At 62.3% G+C, this 17,562-nt stretch carries 18 protein-coding genes and 1 tRNA gene; 11 read left to right on the top strand and 8 right to left on the bottom strand.

All coding sequences use genetic code 11. The features are described 5' to 3' along the window. Positions 1–47: 47 nt before the first annotated feature. On the bottom strand, positions 48–875 hold the full coding sequence (gene map, locus LB545_RS12275; protein WP_224705130.1) for a type I methionyl aminopeptidase: 828 nt from the start codon (positions 873–875) through the stop codon (positions 48–50). Positions 876–1,084: 209 nt separating this feature from the next. Between map and LB545_RS12270 the strand changes: the two genes are divergently transcribed. From LB545_RS12270 to LB545_RS12255, 4 genes are all read left to right on the top strand, one after another. Next, a complete protein-coding gene (locus LB545_RS12270; protein ID WP_140564083.1) occupies positions 1,085–1,483 on the top strand; it encodes a hypothetical protein in 399 nt (132 codons plus the stop codon). A gap of 108 nt (positions 1,484–1,591) precedes the next feature. Continuing rightward, positions 1,592–1,828: a hypothetical protein gene (locus LB545_RS12265; protein WP_224705127.1), complete on the top strand. Its 237-nt coding sequence runs from the start codon at positions 1,592–1,594 to the stop codon at positions 1,826–1,828. 178 nt (positions 1,829–2,006) lie between these two features. Further along, the gene (locus LB545_RS12260) at positions 2,007–2,303 is read left to right on the top strand and encodes a DUF982 domain-containing protein (protein WP_140517077.1); all 297 of its coding nucleotides are present in this window, start codon (positions 2,007–2,009) and stop codon (positions 2,301–2,303) included. An 87-nt stretch (positions 2,304–2,390) separates the two neighbouring features. Next, the gene (locus LB545_RS12255; RefSeq protein WP_224705125.1) at positions 2,391–2,705 is read left to right on the top strand and encodes a DUF6074 family protein; all 315 of its coding nucleotides are present in this window, start codon (positions 2,391–2,393) and stop codon (positions 2,703–2,705) included. A 40-nt stretch (positions 2,706–2,745) separates the two neighbouring features. Here LB545_RS12255 and LB545_RS12250 read toward each other — a convergent pair whose 3' ends face one another. The 7 genes from LB545_RS12250 to phaC form a co-directional block, all read right to left on the bottom strand. After that, entirely contained in the window at positions 2,746–3,888 is a 1,143-nt protein-coding gene (locus LB545_RS12250; protein WP_224705123.1) for a hypothetical protein, read from the bottom strand. Between the two features lie 167 nt (positions 3,889–4,055). Beyond that, positions 4,056–4,130: transfer RNA gene (locus tag LB545_RS12245), tRNA-Glu, on the bottom strand. Continuing rightward, positions 4,116–4,361, bottom strand: coding sequence for a hypothetical protein (locus LB545_RS12240; RefSeq protein WP_224705121.1), 246 nt, complete (start codon positions 4,359–4,361; stop codon positions 4,116–4,118). Before LB545_RS12240 ends, LB545_RS12245 begins: the two co-directional genes overlap by 15 nt. Continuing rightward, a complete protein-coding gene (locus LB545_RS12235) occupies positions 4,358–6,673 on the bottom strand; it encodes a formylglycine-generating enzyme family protein (RefSeq protein WP_411971082.1) in 2,316 nt (771 codons plus the stop codon). Before LB545_RS12235 ends, LB545_RS12240 begins: the two co-directional genes overlap by 4 nt. Beyond that, entirely contained in the window at positions 6,606–7,091 is a 486-nt protein-coding gene (locus LB545_RS30840) for a formylglycine-generating enzyme family protein (protein WP_263493885.1), read from the bottom strand. Before LB545_RS30840 ends, LB545_RS12235 begins: the two co-directional genes overlap by 68 nt. A gap of 294 nt (positions 7,092–7,385) precedes the next feature. Then, positions 7,386–8,633, bottom strand: coding sequence for a YcbK family protein (locus tag LB545_RS12230; protein ID WP_140495817.1), 1,248 nt, complete (start codon positions 8,631–8,633; stop codon positions 7,386–7,388). A 215-nt stretch (positions 8,634–8,848) separates the two neighbouring features. Continuing rightward, positions 8,849–10,684 carry a class I poly(R)-hydroxyalkanoic acid synthase gene (gene phaC / locus LB545_RS12225; RefSeq protein WP_224705119.1) on the bottom strand — a complete coding sequence of 612 codons (1,836 nt, stop codon included), beginning with the start codon at positions 10,682–10,684 and terminating at the stop codon, positions 8,849–8,851. Between the two features lie 98 nt (positions 10,685–10,782). Between phaC and LB545_RS12220 the strand changes: the two genes are divergently transcribed. The 7 genes from LB545_RS12220 to recJ all read left to right on the top strand — a co-directional run bounded on the left by LB545_RS12220 (position 10,783) and on the right by recJ (position 17,555). Next, a complete protein-coding gene (locus LB545_RS12220) occupies positions 10,783–11,175 on the top strand; it encodes a hypothetical protein (protein ID WP_140495819.1) in 393 nt (130 codons plus the stop codon). Between the two features lie 74 nt (positions 11,176–11,249). Next, complete coding sequence (locus LB545_RS12215; RefSeq protein ID WP_140495820.1) at positions 11,250–12,467, top strand: LL-diaminopimelate aminotransferase; 1,218 nt, start codon at positions 11,250–11,252, stop codon at positions 12,465–12,467. Between the two features lie 48 nt (positions 12,468–12,515). Beyond that, positions 12,516–13,829, top strand: coding sequence for a homoserine dehydrogenase (locus LB545_RS12210; RefSeq protein ID WP_224705117.1), 1,314 nt, complete (start codon positions 12,516–12,518; stop codon positions 13,827–13,829). Positions 13,830–13,957: 128 nt separating this feature from the next. Further along, complete coding sequence (locus LB545_RS12205) at positions 13,958–14,314, top strand: hypothetical protein (protein ID WP_140517065.1); 357 nt, start codon at positions 13,958–13,960, stop codon at positions 14,312–14,314. Between the two features lie 65 nt (positions 14,315–14,379). Continuing rightward, on the top strand, positions 14,380–14,547 hold the full coding sequence (locus LB545_RS12200; protein WP_140495823.1) for a Thivi_2564 family membrane protein: 168 nt from the start codon (positions 14,380–14,382) through the stop codon (positions 14,545–14,547). Positions 14,548–14,726: 179 nt separating this feature from the next. Further along, positions 14,727–15,710, top strand: coding sequence for a class II fructose-bisphosphatase (glpX, locus tag LB545_RS12195; protein ID WP_140495884.1), 984 nt, complete (start codon positions 14,727–14,729; stop codon positions 15,708–15,710). Between the two features lie 60 nt (positions 15,711–15,770). Further along, positions 15,771–17,555 (top strand): single-stranded-DNA-specific exonuclease RecJ, encoded by a 1,785-nt coding sequence (gene recJ / locus LB545_RS12190; RefSeq protein WP_140517061.1) that lies wholly within the window; start codon positions 15,771–15,773, stop codon positions 17,553–17,555. The last annotated feature ends 7 nt before the right edge of the window (positions 17,556–17,562 follow it).

Raw genomic sequence — 17,562 nt, 5'->3', positions numbered from 1 at the left:
CGTCTGCCCCCCAGCTCCCCGACCGCGAGCGCCGGGAGAACGAAACATTAGGCCGGCAGGCCGGGGCGGTCGAGCTTTTTGGGGGAGAGCGTGAAGATCTCGCAGCCGGTGTCAGTCACGCCGATCGTGTGTTCGTATTGCGCCGACAGCGAGCGGTCGCGTGTCACCGCGGTCCAGCCGTCCGACAGAATTTTCACATGCGGCCGGCCGAGGTTGATCATCGGCTCGACGGTGAAGATCATGCCGGGCCGCATCTCGACGCCCTCATTGGCGCTGCCATAATGCAGGATGTTGGGCGCGTCGTGGAACAACTGGCCGACGCCGTGGCCGCAGAAGTCGCGCACCACCGAGCAGCGCTCGCCCTCGGCATAGCTCTGGATGGCCGCGCCAATGACGCCGGTGCGGGCGCCAGGCCTGATCGCGGCAATGCCGCGCATCAGGCATTCGTGGGTGACTTCGAGCAGGCGTTCCGCCGCGCGTTTTATGGTGCCGACGGGGTACATGCGCGAGGAATCGCCGTGCCAGCCGTCGAGGATGTAGGTGACGTCGATGTTGACGATGTCGCCATCCTTCAGCGGCTTGTTGTCGGGGATGCCATGGCAGACGACATGATTGATCGAGGTGCAGGAAGACTTGGTGTAGCCGCGGTAGTTGAGCGTCGCCGGCAGCGCGCCATGATCCATGCCGAACTCGAAAACGAAACGATCTATGGTGTCGGTGGTGACGCCGGGCGCAACCATCGGCACCAGTTCGTCGAGGCAGCGCGCCGTGAGGTCGCATGCCTTGCGCATGCCGGCAAAACCTTCCTCGCCATAGAGGCGGATCTGGCCGGTGTTTCTGAGCGGTGCCGTGGCGGCGTCGAGATAAGTGACCATTGGTGTCCGTCTTGCCGGTGTGGCTCTGCAAGGGAGCCGGCGTGAAAATCTCCCCAGATTTGGCACTTGAGGGCAAAAGGTTCAAGGAAGAACTGCCCGGACACCACCAAGCGGCAGGGATATTCGGCGCGCCCCGATGTCCTTGACGCCCTTGTTCCTTCCCTTTCAGTCGACCGTGCGGTAGGGCGAGGGAGGTTTTTGGAGATTTCATGAGCGTCGAGCACGCCAGATTGCCTGAAGCGCCGTTGAAGGCGGCCTGCTCATTGCTGATGAGCCTTGTGCTGCTGGCGATGCTGTCGCTTGGCCGGGCGGAGGTGCCCGTCTTTGCCGGAGCAGCCTCCGGTGTCGCCAGCGCCGGCGTGGAGCGGTCCGGCGAAGCGGCGGCGCTGCTGCGCATCACCGGCAAGGCGCAGGCGCTGGAAGTTCGTTCCGGCCGGCCGGCCCTGGTTAAGTTCGCCGGCGGCCATCCGGCCCTGCCGGCTCGGGACACCGTCTTTTCCTGGTTTGTTTCGGTTCCGCCGGCAGAGGTCGTCGCCGCCGACGGGGACGCCCGCACACCGTGGGCGACTGCCAATCAGCCGCGCGCGCCGCCATCGGTCCCGGCCTGAGCGGTTTCAACCGCTCCTTCACTCTAACCACTTCCTGTTCGCGCCTCGATCCGCGCGGCGGCTTCGGTCGCGCAGCGGTGCGTAGCGCGTCATTTCCGGATTGTTTCCATGCAAAGTATCAAGACACTCAAGAGCCTTTCGCGCGCGGCCTGCGCCGCCATTTTCCTTTCCGTCCAGGCGCTCATCTGTATCGGAAGCGTCTACTGGGCGCTGACGGAGACGCTCGGCCTTTCGGCGACAGGGGCACTTGTCCTTGGCGGGATTTTCGCTGTGCCGTCTGCTCTCGTGCTGCTTACGGCGGTGCGCATGGCCTTCGATGCGGAGACCGATCCCGCCAACCAGTAGCCGGGCCGCCAAGGCGCCCGCGTTCGACAAGGCCGGGCGCCTTGGCGCTTGCTTGCGGCGGCTGCGGCAAAACGTCCATGACCGCGGAGACGCCACATTCCTGCGGTAGCGACCGGCCAGAGCAACTTTTTACGACGGATGGCGTTGCCGCTGGTGACGACAGTTCGGGAGGTGGCGGATGGACAGACTGCAATTTGAGGTGCCGGTGCGTATCGCGCCCGGACCCGGCCTGCCTGTCGAGGAGATCTACAGCGTCGAACAGGCTCTTGATTTTCTCCAGGCCTGGCCGCTGCGCCGGCAAGGCCCGATTTACCAGAAGGCCTTCAACGCCTGCTTCGGCGCCACCGTGGACGTGGTCAAGACCGAGGATGCCTGCCGGGCGTTCATGGCGTTCTGCCGGGTGACCGGACTGATGGCCCGGGACATGATGGCGCCGCGCAAGCGCGGTGGCCAGGCGAGAGGGCTGCAAGCCTGAGGTACGCTGCGCTCTTCGTTCTCCTGGCCGAACGAAGCATCGATGCCGATGCCATTAAGCTTCCGTTTCCACTTTCGCGGCTACGCCATGCTTGTTCGGCAATGGTTGATTCGTTGCGTCAGTCTCGTGGTTCGGAAGATGTCCCCAGAAAAAATCCGTGCATTCCCGATCGACCGTCAGGCATTCCTGGTTCGGGAGGTGGCTGCCAGGCTCGACAGTTTGCATGGCGACAGCGCCACCTCGTTCTGGAGGGCCAAGGCGACGGAGTTGTTCGATCTCGTCGTCAGGTCAGGCAGGGACAGGGCGGCGGCCAGCGACGAGGTGCGCAGGTTCTTCTTCGCCGTGCAAAAAGAGATATCGGCCGGCGCGGCCACTGAGCCGATGCCAATTCTTTCCGCCTGAAGTGCTCCGCAAGGCGTCCCACAGCCGGTCCATGCCACCGCTAGCGGAACAGATATTTTGAAACTTCGGGGTTGCCGCGTCGCCACATGACGTTGTCAAGGAAGTAGTGGTGCACGTTGATGAAGATCAGCACTATGAAGAAGAACAGCGACGAACCCAGGACTTCCTTGTCGTAAGGGATCAAGGCAGTCAGTGCCGCCGGGATCAGCCAGAAACCGAGACCGCCGAGGACCCCGCCGGCGACGACGAACCCCAGGACTCGCGTCCTGTAGATCGGACCAAGAACGGACAGGATTCTGGAGTCCGGAACCTTTTGTGCATCGGGACCGTCACGCTCGACATTGCTTTGATAGCGCCAGACCACGGCCAGGTACTGCAGCGAATGGAGAGCCGGCACCACGAGCAGCCACAGCGGGTTTATTCTCACGACCAGGATCCAAAGATATAGGGACGCGATATAAGCGACGACGCCGTTATACGGCAGGCTGCCGCCATTTTTACTCCAGCGATTGATCAGCATCACGACGGTGGCGGCCGTGGAAGCGGCCGCGGCCGACAGCGCAATCGTGTTGAGCCACGCAGGCGTGGCAAACGTATAATATTCCAAGCCGTAATATTTTGCTTGGCTGACCGCCGTGTTCGTCTGAAGCCATGCGAACAGCCATACGGCATAGCTGTTGACCAGCAAGATTTTCTTGTCCGGATTGGTGAAGAACCTGCGCTTCAACACGGCGTCCACCATCAACATGCCGTAGCCTTGCTTGACGTAGTGCCAGCCCACGAAAAAGAACATCGCGTTGGCTGCGTTTCCGAGCAGCCGGGCGTTCGCCGTTATCGAGCCGTAAGCAAAAAACCCGACCATGAGCAGGGGAACGACAATGCCGGCGAAAATGTAGCGGATCTGGAGGCCCCTGTCGTATCCCTCGCCGCGCACCTTGCTTCCAAAATTGCGATAGAAGAGTTGGTAAGAGTGGGCGAAATGCGGATAGTTTATCAAGTAGGCCAGGAAAAACATCGCCGCCGCAACAAGGCTGTCGTATTTGGTAGGCAAGAAGAACAGGGCCGGCAAAATCAGGAATGCGCTGCCGCCAAGCATGAGGAAGTCGGCCAGCGGGCCAAAGAGATATCTTTGTGGCGGCGTCGCCGCAGGAGCTCGAGCATCCGCCGAAAGGTGAACTGCCATATTAGCATCCCCCTGGGAAAGCCGATTTAACCATCGAGCCTTGCCCTCGACAAGGTCGAGGCGGCGGAATGGTCAACACGTAAAATGACGTTTCGGAAGGGGGTGTTACCCTGTCCGGCGCAATAGCTCTTGACGCCGAAAGGAGCGGAGGGGACATCGAGTGAAGCTGGTACGCCCAAGGGGAATCGAACCCCTGTTACCGCCGTGAAAGGGCGGTGTCCTGACCGCTAGACGATGGGCGCGCTCAGATGAAAGCGGCTTATACTGGCGTTGTGCGCAACCGGCAACCCGTCAGGTGCCGGCTTGGACAACTTTTTTCCCGCCTGCCGAAGCGAGTGATTCACGCAGCGCCAGCGGCAATTTTTCTGGCGGCCGTCACCAGCCGCCGCGTGGATTTCCGGGCACTTTTCAGACGATTGCGGAAGCGGCCCGATGAAATGCATGTCGCTCAACAGTGACATCGGTTTGTTCACCAGACATCGTGTTTCGTAAAGCGCTTGTATTTGCCGCCATTCACCGGGGATCCGTTTCTGGTTATGTATACCGTCTCCGCGCGATCATAGACGAAGAGCTTCTTGCCCTGCGGGGAATAGGCAACCGTCTGTTTGACCAAAGGTCCATCTCGTTCAACAACGAACTTGATAACGAAACGCCCGTTCGCATTCAGGTGCGACACCGCCAGTCGGCCCTCGGCATCGTACGCGTTCTCCCAGACAAGCTGGTCTCCGCTTTTGAGTTTCGCCTCTTCGTGTGCCAGATGGCCGTGGTCGTATTTTCCGAAATTTGTCACCGTGTCGCACGTGTCGACAATGCATGTAGACCTGCGGGACAGGGTATTCCCGAACTCGTCATATTCGTACTTCGTTGTCTCGAATTTCAGGTCACCGTCATACTTGTCGTGCACCGGATAAAGGCCCGTTTTCGGATCGTAGTGATAGTCATACCAAAACCTCGGATAGTACCAGTATGCTCGGGCAAGGGCTCCGCTGTCATCGAACCATTCACGTGCATGCCATAGTGATGCGCCGCTTTTCACCTCCGTAATGTTCAGATCGACGAAGTCATCGCGATAGCTGAAGAGGCCGACCTTTTCGGCTACGCCATCTGCATTCAGGACCTCGATTCTTGCGGGCCGCATCTTTGCATTGCGCGCAATCACGCTGGTATCGAGCACATTTCCGTCCGGACCTTTCGCGACTTGCCGCGCCACATGGTTCGACTGACCGTCGTATTCCACGGCCGTCAGACCGGTCTTCTTGCCAAACTCGTAGCGGGTAAAGATCGAGGGCCTCCCAGCCGCATCGCATTCCACGTCGTACCAGGAGGCAGCGTCACCCTTTGCCTCGAGCATTTGTCGATCCACCTTCGGGCCGAGCAGAGGATCGTACAGGAACGTGACCAATTGCACGAAGACATATGAGCCGCCGCAATTCTCTGTGGTCGAAGGTGCGGTGTCCGTCCCTATCTGGCCGCCGGTGACGCGCGACGTCGCCGCATGTTGGGCCTTTCGCCAAATCCAGCCCTGGTTTTCATAGTGGATCACGACATCGCAGCTGTCGCTGGACATGAATTTGGCGTTCGGAGGGGAACCACAATGCGGGTCGCCCGCATAGATTGTCGCTGAAATCGAACTCAGTTTTTTGTCCTCGCCGATGTCGAAGGTGTCGTCGTACAGATGCTCGTGGAAGATTTCCTTCCAACCGCCGTTCCCTTCGACCATGACCACCACATCGCACCCGCGATTGCTGCAATTCGCGCCCGGGTAATGGCCGGAGCATAAGGTTTCATTCTCGATGAGAAGGGCTGGCGAGCCGTCGACAAGCGAAATCGGTCGGACGCCCGACATCTTGTTGGCAGGGATGCCGCTCGCGTCATAGTCCTTGCAGCTGTTGCGGATATCCTCGACGTAGGTTTTGACCGCGGCGGGCAGGTGGTCATATTGCGGACCACTGTCTGTTGTGGTCGGTGATGCAGCGGCCGCAACCTTCACTTCTGCCGGTTTTTCGGGCGCAGCAGCTCGCGCGGTCTTGTCCCAGCTCTTATCGTCGAGCGACAAGGCCACACGGAAACCCATGACGTTGAAGCGTTCATCGGATCCTTCATCCCGGTTCCACATGCCGTCATCGGTATCGTCGGTGTATCCGAACAGCAACCGCTCTGACCCACGCATGGAGAACTGCGTCAACTCATAGTCGCCGCTGCGCGCCGCGAAGAGAACGCAGTCGGGCTCCGTCCAAGGCGAACCGTCAGCGGGCGCCCCTTGGTAGCTCTTGTGAAAGCAGTCCTCGACGGCTTCCTGGGCATTACCGCCCATGTCGTAAAGACCCCATGAGTTGGGCTTGTAGGAACCGACCTCGGCGGTCCAGTCAGGATGTATTTTCTCCGAACAGGAGGCAGCCATGCCTGCCTGATAGCCGGACTTGCGGTCTGCGAAGTTCGCGTAATCGCATGTCTGCTTGAAGTCATCGCCCCAATAATTGAACGAATCCGTTCCCGCCCGATAAGCGTATTCCCACTCCGCTTCTGTCGGCAGCCGGTAGTGTTTGTTCGCCTTCATGGAGAGCCAGTCGAGATAGTCTTTCATGTCGTTGCGGGAAACGCATACGGCCGGTTGTCGTCCTGTCACGGGTAATCCCGGCTGCGCGTAGGAGCCGTCGCTGATATAGATGGCGTATGGCGCGGATTCAGTCTTGTCGCCGCCGGGGACGGGTGTGCCGCTATATTTTGAATTTGTTCGGGCCGCTTTCGATCGTACGTATACCGCACTTGCCGCCGACCCCAGCACCGGTTTCCTTCACATAAGCGTCAAACTCATCAACGGTGACCTCGAAGCGACCGATGGCGAACGGATAGCCGATCGTTACCTCATGTTGAGGCGTCGCCCATTGCACATATCTGAGCCGCTTCATCTCCTTCTGGCTTGCGCCCATCATGAAGCTGCCCGGAGGCAGCGGGACCATTTCAGGGCAATGTTCGCAATCGCGAAATGGCGTTCCGGCCCGGGCGTCCGATGAAGCGGCAGCAGCCTGGGCGTCGAGCTCATAGCAGTTATCGACAGGCGCGAGGCCGCTCTGAACGGCCGTGTCCTTGTCTGGAAATCCGATTTCCGTGCAGCGTTGCTGAGCGAAGGATGGCGATATCGAACCCATGTCCGCCACCAACGCAAGCACAAGCACAGCAATCGCCGCGACGACCTTGTGCATTCCAATCCCCGAGCATGATTAACAAATCCTGAGTGGAAAGCTCCCCCTCAAGGATATCACTGTCAACCTGAAGAAAAGAGGTAAGCGGGAACGTGGGAAACCCGGCTTCTTGCTGCTGGGATCAAAAACTACCGCGCCATAATTAAGCCAAGTCTCAAGAAGGAGATGACTAAGCCTTAAGAACAGATTGCATGTGCCCGTGCCAAACCCAGAACTCACCTCGCTCTTTGCGAAGGAGAGCAATCGCGGAGGTTTGGACCACGGTATTAGCGCGTCCAGCCGAACCGGCCCTGGTCAGCCTTCGCCACCGCTGCGCCGGCGGCAGCGCCAGTTCCAGTCGCGCTCGGGGCCGACGTCGACGTGGACCGATTCGGTGTGGCAGTAGGTGCCGACGCCGCCGCGGCCGGGCATCGTCCTGACGTAGCTCGCCAGCTCCCATTTCGAGACGCCCGGCACCTGGATGTCGGCGGCGGCGCAATACATGTGCAGCGAATTCTTGGCGCCGTTGGCACGGCGGTTGCGGGCGGGGTCGCGATAGCCGGAGGTGACGACCATCTTGCGGCCGTAGTGGCCTTCGATCGTTTTGAGCACGCGCACCAGCGAGGGCTTGAGGCACGCCACGTCGACACTCTCGTTCTGCTTCAAGAGCCCGTTGGGCGCCAGGCGCGCCATGCCGGCGGCGGAAGCTACCTGGTAGAGGCCGCCCGAACCTTCATCCTCGTTGAGGTCGACGTCGCTTTCGTCGTCGAGGCCGGATTTGCGCTTGATCTCGAACAGCGCCGTCTGGCGGACGCCCGGCAGGGCATCGCTGCCGGTGATGTGACCTGAGTCGTCGCCGAGCGAAGCCAGCTGCACCGGTTTCGCCGTGGAATCGGCCGAGGCCAGTGTAATGATCGGCTTTGCCGCCGCCGGGGCGGGCTTGGCCTGCACAGCCGGCTGTTCGCCTGCGCGCGTGTTGACCAGTGGAGCGGGCTTCGCCGAAGCCGGCGTGGCGCCAAACATCGAGGCCAGGAAACCCCTTTTCTTCGGCGCCTCCGCTTGCTGCGCCTCGCCAGCGGTCACATAGACCGGATTGTTCATCGCCGGTGTGGCGGCCTGCTTCGGCGCCGTCACGGCCGCGTCGGCGGCGGCGATCTTCTGCGCCGCCGCATCGGTCTGCTGCGCCGTCTGCGGCTGCTGCTCCAGCGATTGCGGCGTGTTTCCGGCAATCGTTTCAGCTTCAGCCGGCGCGGTGAGCGGGAAGGCCGCCTGCGGCTTGGTAATCGGCACGTAGGCGACCGTCTCGGGCAGCGCTGTGTCGCCTTCCGCCATCACGGTGGTCTGCGTGGTCGCCGTCTGCGACGACGAATCGCCGGCCACGATCGGCTTGTTTGTCGAGGCTGCGTTGATGTCCGACGCGGAGGCATTGTAGCCGGGCATGCCAACCGACATTGTGGGGTCGCCGGCCGAGGTGCAGGAGGCCAGGAGCACGGAGCAGAGCGCCGCCGCAATGGTGCGGCGTTCTCCCTTCGCGAGGCTCCACCCTGCTGATTTCAAAGTCAAATTCCCCCTCGATATCCGATCGGTATATCCTTGGCGCGGCGTCCGAACGGCTGCGTCGAGGTGCCCCTTGTCTCCGATCCGGAAACGAGACCTGTGTCAAATCAGCAGCCTGGAAGTATTTTTGCGGCAATTGCCGAATTTAGGCGGCAAGATGGTTGACGACACCATTTCGCCCGCTTTTACGGGTCCGTCAACTCACCAGACATTACAGTCGGTTACACACGCACCTTGACATAGGTGCCGGGGGCATCACCAAAAGTTTTCATATGCTTGCCTGCTTTGCGGGCAGGCACGCGATTGTTGTCCTTAGCCTCTATCCAGCTCTGCCAGTGCGGCCACCAGGAGCCAGGATGGTCGGTGGCCCTTGCGATCCACTCGCCGAAGTCGCCCTCCGGCTTGCCGCCGGTCCAGTACTGGTACTTGCCCGATGCGGGCGGGTTGACGACGCCGGCGATATGACCGGAGCCCGCCATCACGTATTCGACCTCGCCACCGAAATATTTCGAGCCGAGGAAGACGGACAGCGCGGGAGCGATGTGGTCTTCCCTAGAGGCGAGGTTGTAGACGGGAATCTTGATGTCGGCGAGCGAAACGGTGCGTCCGGCAAGTTCCATCCTGCCGCGCGAGAGGTTGTTCTCGAGATAGCAGTTGCGCAAATAGAAGGAGTGGTTGGCCGCCGCCATGCGTGTCGAATCGGCATTCCAGTAAAGCAGGTCGAATGGCAGGGGATCCTTGCCGCGCATGTAGTTGTTGACGACATAGGGCCAGATCAGGTCGCCCGAGCGCAGCATGTTGAAGGCGGTCGCCATCTTGGTGCCGTCGAGATAGCCCTTTTCGTTCATCGCCTTTTCCACCGCCGCGACCTGTTCCTCGTCGACGAACACCTTGAGGTCGCCGGCATAGGTGAAATCGACCTGGGTGGTGAAGAAGGTCGCCGATTTGATGCGATCGTCACCCTCCTGCGCCAGCAGGGCAAGTGCCGCCGCCAGCAACGTGCCGCCGACGCAGTAGCCGATAGCGTTGACCTCTTTCTCGCCTGTGGCCTTCTCGATAGTGTCGAGGCCGTATTGCAGCCCCTCTCTTGTATAAGCCTCCCAGTTCTTCATGCCGTGGCGTTCATCAGGGTTGATCCAGGAGATGACGAACACGGTGTGGCCCTGTTCGATCGCCCAGCGGATGAAGGATTTCTGCGGGTTGAGGTCGAGTATGTAGAACTTGTTGATCCAGGGCGGGCAGATCAGCAGCGGCCGTTTCAGCACCGTCTCGGTGGCGGGATCGTATTGAATGATCTCGGCGACGTCGCTGCGGCCGACCACCTTGCCGGGGGTGGTGGCGATGTTGCGGCCGATCTCGAAGGGCGAGTAGTCGGCCTGACGCAGCTTCAGGTCGCCCTTGCCGGCGGCGATGTCCTCGGCCAGCATCTTCATGCCGCGCACAAGATTTTCGCCGTTCGAGGCGATGGTTTCGCGAAACAGTTCCGGATTGGTCAGGATGAAATTCGACGGCGAGATGGCGTTGGACACCTGCTTGACGTAGAAGCTCGCCTTGTGGCGGGTGTGGTCATCCAGGCCTTCGGCGTGCTCGACAAGATCAGCCGCCCAGCGCGAGGTGACGAGATAGGCCTGTTTCAAGAAATCGAAGAAGGCGTTGCGGCCCCATTCCGGATCCTGGAAACGCTTGTCGCCGCGCTCCGGCTTGACCGCGTCCTCGGTTCGCTCGGCATCGGGGCTGACGCGCTGGATGGCGTTCGCCCAAACCGTCATATAGCCGGCGAACAGCCGCGTCTGCGCTTCGAGCGCGCGTTGTGGGTCGGCAAGCCAGTATTCGCTGAGCTTGGAGAAGGTCTTCACCATGTCGACGACCGGTTCGGCGACATGGTCGCGCACTTCGCCCTTCTCGCGCGGCTCGGCCCAGGCGGAAGCCGCCTTGCCGGCCTGCTCGATCATGCGCGCCATGTTCAGGGCGAAGCGTTCCGGGTCCTTCACCAGATATTGCTCGACCATCGAAGGTCCGCCATCTTCCGCTTTGCCCGAATCGGGTGTTTTGGACATGGTGCGCGGGGTTCCTCCCGAAGCGTTTTCTTGACATATTACCATGGGACATCCGACTGGGTCCAACCTCGCTCTACCCCGGCTGCCAAGGAAACAATATGACGATTAACATTGGCGAGACTGTTTTTTTCGGCGCCGGTCGTTTTTGCCGCATCGGTGCGGCAATTGCCCTGCTGTGCCTTGGGGCCTGCTCGAGCACCAATACCAGCGGCCCGGTGCCCATCGCCACATCAGCGGGACCGAAGGATACCGGCACCTTTCCGAACCTGAACATCCCGCCGAAAGTAGCGGCCAAACAGTTCACCGATGCCGAGAGGAATGCCAGGCTCGCGGAATTGAAGGGGGACGAAAGCGCGCAGGCAGCCAATGGCGGCGCCCCCAACGTCACCAATCAGGCGGCGCTGACGGACCTGGCCAGCAAGCATGGCGCGCAGACGCTGAAGCAGATCGAAGGCAAATGCGACCCCACCCTCGACCCTACCTGCAAATAAGTATATAGCGCGCGCCCAAGGCACTTGCCGACACGGCGCGCCTTGCCAAACGCCAAGTGATGTCTGGAACTGCCATGGAAGAGTTTCACAAGGTCCGCCGGCTTCCGCCCTATGTCTTCGAGCAGGTCAACCGGCTCAAGGCCAGCGCCCGCTCGCGCGGCGCCGACATCATCGACCTCGGCATGGGCAATCCGGACCTGCCGACGCCCAAGGCAATCGTCGACAAGTTGTGCGAAGTGGTGCGCGATCCGCGCACCCATCGCTATTCCTCCTCGCGCGGCATTCCGGGCCTGCGCCGCGCCCAGGCCGCTTACTATCAGCGCCGCTTCGGCGTGAAGCTTGATCCCGATACGCAAGTGGTGGCAACGCTGGGTTCGAAAGAGGGCTTCGCCAACATGGCGCAGGCGATCACCGCCCCTGGCGACGTGATCCTGTGCCCGAATCCAACCTACCCGATCCATGCTTTCGGCTTCATCATGTCGGGCGGCGTCATCCGGTCGCTGCAGGTGGAACCCGATGACGGTTTCATCCCGGCGGTCGAGCGCGGCATCCGCCATTCGATTCCGAAGCCGCTGGCGCTGATCCTCAACTACCCGTCGAACCCGACGGCGCTGGTCGCCTCGCTCGATTTTTACAAGGACGTGGTGGCGTTCGCGAAGAAGAACGACATCATCATCCTGTCGGACCTTGCCTATTCGGAGATCTATTTCGACGGCAATCCGCCGCCTTCGGTGCTGCAGGTGCCGGGCGCGATCGACGTTTGCGTCGAGTTCACCTCCATGTCGAAGACCTTCTCCATGCCCGGCTGGCGCATGGGCTTTGCGGTTGGCAACGAGCGGCTTATCTCGGCGCTGACCCGGGTGAAATCCTATCTCGATTACGGTGCGTTCACCCCGATCCAGGTGGCGGCCGCACACGCCCTCAACGGCGATGGCGCCGACATCGCCGAAGTGCGCGACATCTACCACAAGCGGCGCGACGTGATGGTAGATGCCTTCGGCCGCGCGGGCTGGACCATTCCGGCTCCGGCTGCGTCCATGTTCGCCTGGGCGCCGATTCCCGAGCCGTTCCGCCATCTCGGCTCGCTCGAATTCTCCAAGCTGCTCATCGAACATGCCGACGTTGCGGTGGCGCCAGGCGTCGGCTTCGGCGAACACGGCGATGATTTCGTGCGTGTCGCGCTGGTCGAGAACGAGCACCGGATCCGGCAGGCGGCGCGCAACATCAAGCGCTTCCTGGCGACCAGTGCCAAGCAACCCAACAATGTCGTGCCGCTTTCCGCCCATCGGTAAGCTTTCCGCACACAATTTCGTTTGATCTTTCGGGGGACATCGCCGGCCATGGCTGAAGCTCTGCGTGTTGGAATTGCCGGCCTCGGCACGGTCGGCGCCTCGGTGGCGCGCGTGCTGCGCGACAAGGCGGCGGAGCTGACACGGCAGTGTGGGCGCGACATCGTCGTGTCGGCGGTTTCGGCGCGTGATCCCAAGCTCGACCGCGGCGTCGATCTCAATGCCGCGAAATGGTTCGACGATCCGGTCAAGATGGCGCAGGCCGCCGAGATCGACGTTTTCGTCGAGCTGATCGGCGGCGACGAGGGGCCGGCGTTCGCGGCGGTCAGGGCGGCGCTCGAAGCCGGCCGCCATGTCGTTACCGCGAACAAGGCGCTGCTGGCCAAACATGGTGTCGTACTGGCCGAGATCGCCGAGAAGAAGGGCGTGCTGCTCAACTACGAGGCCGCGGTGGCGGGCGGCATTCCGGTTATCAAGACGATGCGCGAGGCGATGGCCGGCAACTCGGTCACCCGCGTCTTCGGTATTCTCAACGGTACCTGCAACTATGTCCTGACCCGGATGGAGGCCGAAGGCATCTCGTTCGACGCCTGCCTCAAGGACGCGCAGCGGCTGGGCTATGCCGAGGCCGACCCGACCTTCGACATCGAAGGCCATGACACCGCGCACAAACTGTCGATCCTGACCAGCCTGGCCTTCGGCACCAAGATCGCCGCCAACGACATCTACATGGAAGGCATCTCGAACATCACCCAGGCCGATATCCGTGCGGCCGGCGATCTCGGCTACCGGATCAAGCTACTTGGCGTTGCCCAGCGCACCGAGAGCGGCATCGAGCAGCGCGTGCATCCGACCATGGTGCCGACGGCCTCGGTGATCGCGCAGGTCCACGGCGTCATCAATGCGGTGGCGATCGAGACCGACATCCTCGGCGAACTGCTGCTCTCCGGCCCCGGCGCCGGCGGCAATGCCACCGCCTCGGCCGTCATCGGCGACATCGCCGATATCGCAAAGAGCCGTCCCGGCTTCCAGCACGGCCCGGTATTCGGCAGGCCGGCGAGGGAATTGAAGCCTTACAAGAAGGCGCAGATGCGCAGCCATGCCGGCGGCTACTTCATCCGGCTGACCGTGCATGACCGCATCGGCGTGTTCGCGGCCATCGCCAAGCGCATGGCCGACAACGATATCTCGCTGGAATCGATCGTCCAGCACGCGATCAGCGGCGAAGCGGCGGCGCAAAAGACGGTGATCCTCGTCACCCACGAGACCACCGAAGCTGCGGTGCGCAAGGCCGTGGACGGTATCACCAAGGATGGTCACCTGACCGACAAGCCGCAGGTCATCCGGATCGAACGGGCAGGATAGATATTTCCTTCCGTCGCCTACCACGGGATTGCTGCGACGATACTGTTGCGGCCGATGCCGCTGCTTGGCTCGCCGGAACCAATCCCGGCCAGCGCCGTTCTCCCGAGGTGCAAACCGAGGGAATGCCAATGGCCGAAACATCGAAATCCGACACCCCCCAGATCGACGACATCCAAAAGACGCTCGAAAAGCAGATCGCCGATCTGCGCAAGGAGATCACCAGGATCAACAAGAGCCTTTCGGAGCGAGGTGCGGAATTGGTTGACGAGGCCTCGGCTCAGGCATCCGATGTCTACGACAGCGCGGCGAGCCGTGCGTCGCGAACGGCTCAGCAGTTGCGCAGCCAGGCGCAGGCGGTCTCGGAGGTCGCGCGGGAAAATCCGGGCACGACGACGGCTGTGGTCGGCGTCATCGGGCTGCTGGGTTTTCTGGCCGGCCTCGCCGTTGGCCAATCGATGAATGACACCCAGCGCCGCTGGTATTGATCCGGTAACGACCGAACCGGGTTTGCCGGCTTACCTGTCCATCGAGCAATTTCCAGGGGAGCACCATGGCTTCTTCCGTCCTGATCGGTATTCTGATCACGTTCCTCGTGATCATTCTGGTGCTTTATCTCATTCAGCGATTGCCGCTGGATGCCAGGATGCGGCAGATCGCGCAGATCATCGTCATCATCATCGGCATCGTTTCGCTATTGAAATATCTGGCCGTGTTTTAGATCTCGATACCTACTTTGAAAGCGGCCCAAGTTCGCCGGAATCGTGCTATCCATAGTTTAATCGATTGATATTGCAGGCTTTTCGAGAAAACCTTCGAGAGGTCTTGCCGTTGTCATGCTCGTTTGACACAAGAGGCGCGCCTCCGGCGGGAGGTGGCATGCGAACGAGGATCGACCTGATGAACGTGGCCCACAACATTATCGCCGGACTTGACCGGATACTCACCATGGAACTGGTGCGCGTCACCGAACGCGCCGCCGTCGCGGCCGCCAGGCTGCGCGGACGCGGTGACGAAAAGGCCGCCGACCAGGTCGCGGTGGACGCCATGCGCCAGGAGCTCAATCGCCTCGCCATCAAGGGCACGGTGGTGATCGGCGAAGGCGAGCGGGACGAGGCGCCGATGCTCTATATCGGAGAGGAGGTCGGCACCGGCAAAGGCCCGGCGGTCGACATTGCGCTCGACCCGCTGGAAGGCACCACGATCTGCGCGAAGAACCTGCCCAACGCGCTGGCCGTGATCGCCATCGCCGAGAAGGGCAGCCTGCTGTTCGCGCCCGACGTCTACATGGACAAGATCGCCATCGGCCCGGGCTATGCCGAGGGCGTCATCGACATCGATGCCTCGCCGGCCGAAAACATAGCCAGCCTGGCAAAGGCCAAGGGCGTCGCGGTGTCCGACGTTACCGCTTGCATCCTCGACCGTCCGCGCCATGGCAAGCTGATCGACGCCGTGCGCGCCACCGGGGCGGCAATCCGGCTGATCGGCGATGGCGACGTCGCCGGTGTCATCCACACCACCGATCCCGAGGAAACCGGCATCGACATCTATCTCGGCATTGGCGGCGCGCCGGAGGGCGTGCTGGCCGCGGCGGCGCTGCGCTGCACGGGTGGCCAGATGCAGGGCCGCTTGATCCTCGATACGCCCGAAAAGGTCGCCCGCGCCGGCAAGATGGGTATTGCCGACCCGAAGCGGGTCTACCGGGCCGAGGACATGGCGCGCGGCGATGTGTTGTTCGCGGCCACCGGCGTCACCGACGGCAACATGCTGGCAGGGGTCAAGTTCGGCCGCAACTACATCACAACGCACACGATCGTGCTGCGCTCGTCGTCGCGCACCGTGCGCGAGATCAAGGCCCGGCATCAGGACCTGGAAAAGTTTTGATGCATTCCTGACTGGCCGTCGCATATTGTGGGCAATGATCATCCGCAAACGTCGCCTCGCATGACGGGCGAGAGACGCCTTTTTCTCGATGTCCGACAGTCGGCCACCGGTGTTTCCTGGGAACATCGGCTGACCGAGCGGCAGGACATGGTCGCGCTTGCCATCGCACAGGGGCACGGCGTGCCCGATATCGTCGCGCGCGTGCTTGCCGGACGTGGCGTGACGGCGGAACAGGCGGAGCGCTTTCTCGACCCGACGATCCGCGACCTGCTGCCGGACCCGGCTTCGCTGACTGACATGGACAAGGCGGCCATTCGAATAGCCGCCGCGGTGATGGCCCGGGAGAAGGTGGCGATCTTCGGCGACTACGATGTCGATGGCGCCGCCTCGTCGGCCTTGCTCAAACGCTTCCTCGCGCATTTCTCGATATCGTCGGAAATCTACATTCCCGATCGTATCTTCGAGGGTTACGGTCCCAATCCCGAAGCCATGCGCGAGCTCGTCTCGCGCGGCGCGACGCTGATCGTCACCGTCGATTGCGGCACCAACAGCGCGGCTTCCATCGACGCGGCCAATGCCGCCGGTGCCGATGTCGTGGTGCTCGACCATCACCAGGTCGGCGGCGCCTTGCCGGCGGCACACGCGGTGGTCAACCCCAACCGCGACGACGACCTTTCCGGGCAGGGCCATCTCTGCGCCGCCGGAGTGGTTTTTCTCGCGCTGGTGCAGACGGCCAAGGTCCTGCGCGGCCGGCTGGCCGACGCCACGCCGCCGGACCTGCTCTCGCTGCTCGATCTCGTGGCGCTGGCCACGGTCTGCGATGTAGTGCCGCTCACCGGCGTCAACCGTGCCTTCGTCGTCAAGGGCTTGCAAGTGGCGCGCCAGCAGAAGAACGAGGGAATGTCTGCGCTGGCGCGGGTCTCGCGCGTCGGCGAGCCGCTCAGCACCTTCCATCTGGCCTACCTGATCGGACCGCGCATAAACGCCGGCGGGCGCATCGGCGACGCCGCCCTCGGCAGCCGGCTGCTTGCGACCGACGATCCGGTCGAGGCCCGCACCATCGCCGAGACGCTCGATCGGCTCAACCAGGAGCGGCAGCTGATGGAACACGAGATGCTGGCCGCGGCGCGTGCCGAGGCCGATGCCGAGCTTGCCGGCGGCAGCGGGCCGGCCATCGTCGTTACCGCTAGCACCAACTGGCATCCCGGCATCGTCGGCCTGCTTGCCTCCAGGCTCAAGGACCATGCCCGACGGCCGGCCTTCGCCATCGCCTTCAACGCCACCGGCACCGGCACCGGTTCAGGTCGCTCGGTGTCGGGCTTCGATCTCGGCCGGCTGGTGCGCGAAGCCGCAGATGCCGGGCTGATCGTCAAGGGCGGCGGCCATGGCATGGCAGCCGGCATTACCGTCGAGCGCACGCGGCTCGGCGAGCTCAGGGCATTTTTCGAGGAGCGCGCAGCAGCCGACGTGTTCCGATTGCAAGACGAGGAAAGCCTGGCGATCGACGGCGCGCTTGCCGCCGAGGGTGCGACGCTGGCCTTGCTGGATGCGCTGGAAAAGGCCGGCCCGTTCGGTGCAGGGCATGTCGCGCCTGTTTTCGCGCTGCCTCGCCATCGGCTGGCCGACGCCCGGCTGGTCGGCACCAACCACATCCGCGCCGACCTCCAGTCGGGCAGTGGCGGTCGCATCCAGGCGATCGCCTTTCGTGCCGTCGACACCGTGCTCGGCGACTTCCTGTTCAAGAACCGCGGTAAGACGATCCACGTCGCCGGCTCATTGTCGGGCAATTACTGGAACGGCAATCGCAGCGTGCAGTTCCGCATCGTCGACGCGGCACGCGCCTGATGCGTCT

The sequence above is a fragment of the Mesorhizobium sp. BR1-1-6 genome (assembly GCF_020165355.1).
In the GTDB taxonomy this organism is placed as follows: Bacteria; Pseudomonadota; Alphaproteobacteria; order Rhizobiales; family Rhizobiaceae; genus Mesorhizobium.
Note: the sequence above shows the minus strand (reverse complement) of the source record. Positions and strands in the feature narration are given on the sequence as shown.

Excerpts from the sequence above, each read along its gene's own strand:
- phaC (WP_224705119.1), bottom strand. The coding sequence starts at position 10,684 with ATGTCCAAAACACCCGATTCGGGCAAAGCGGAAGATGGCGGACCTTCG.
- LB545_RS12215 (WP_140495820.1), top strand. The coding sequence starts at position 11,250 with ATGGAAGAGTTTCACAAGGTCCGCCGGCTTCCGCCCTATGTCTTCGAG.
- LB545_RS12270 (WP_140564083.1), top strand. The coding sequence starts at position 1,085 with ATGAGCGTCGAGCACGCCAGATTGCCTGAAGCGCCGTTGAAGGCGGCC.
- glpX (WP_140495884.1), top strand. The coding sequence starts at position 14,727 with ATGAACGTGGCCCACAACATTATCGCCGGACTTGACCGGATACTCACC.
- LB545_RS12210 (WP_224705117.1), top strand. The coding sequence starts at position 12,516 with ATGGCTGAAGCTCTGCGTGTTGGAATTGCCGGCCTCGGCACGGTCGGC.
- LB545_RS12265 (WP_224705127.1), top strand. The coding sequence starts at position 1,592 with ATGCAAAGTATCAAGACACTCAAGAGCCTTTCGCGCGCGGCCTGCGCC.
- recJ (WP_140517061.1), top strand. The coding sequence starts at position 15,771 with ATGACGGGCGAGAGACGCCTTTTTCTCGATGTCCGACAGTCGGCCACC.
- LB545_RS12205 (WP_140517065.1), top strand. The coding sequence starts at position 13,958 with ATGGCCGAAACATCGAAATCCGACACCCCCCAGATCGACGACATCCAA.
- LB545_RS12200 (WP_140495823.1), top strand. The coding sequence starts at position 14,380 with ATGGCTTCTTCCGTCCTGATCGGTATTCTGATCACGTTCCTCGTGATC.
- LB545_RS12220 (WP_140495819.1), top strand. The coding sequence starts at position 10,783 with ATGACGATTAACATTGGCGAGACTGTTTTTTTCGGCGCCGGTCGTTTT.
- LB545_RS30840 (WP_263493885.1), bottom strand. The coding sequence starts at position 7,091 with ATGCACAAGGTCGTCGCGGCGATTGCTGTGCTTGTGCTTGCGTTGGTG.
- LB545_RS12255 (WP_224705125.1), top strand. The coding sequence starts at position 2,391 with ATGCTTGTTCGGCAATGGTTGATTCGTTGCGTCAGTCTCGTGGTTCGG.
- LB545_RS12250 (WP_224705123.1), bottom strand. The coding sequence starts at position 3,888 with ATGGCAGTTCACCTTTCGGCGGATGCTCGAGCTCCTGCGGCGACGCCG.
- map (WP_224705130.1), bottom strand. The coding sequence starts at position 875 with ATGGTCACTTATCTCGACGCCGCCACGGCACCGCTCAGAAACACCGGC.
- LB545_RS12260 (WP_140517077.1), top strand. The coding sequence starts at position 2,007 with ATGGACAGACTGCAATTTGAGGTGCCGGTGCGTATCGCGCCCGGACCC.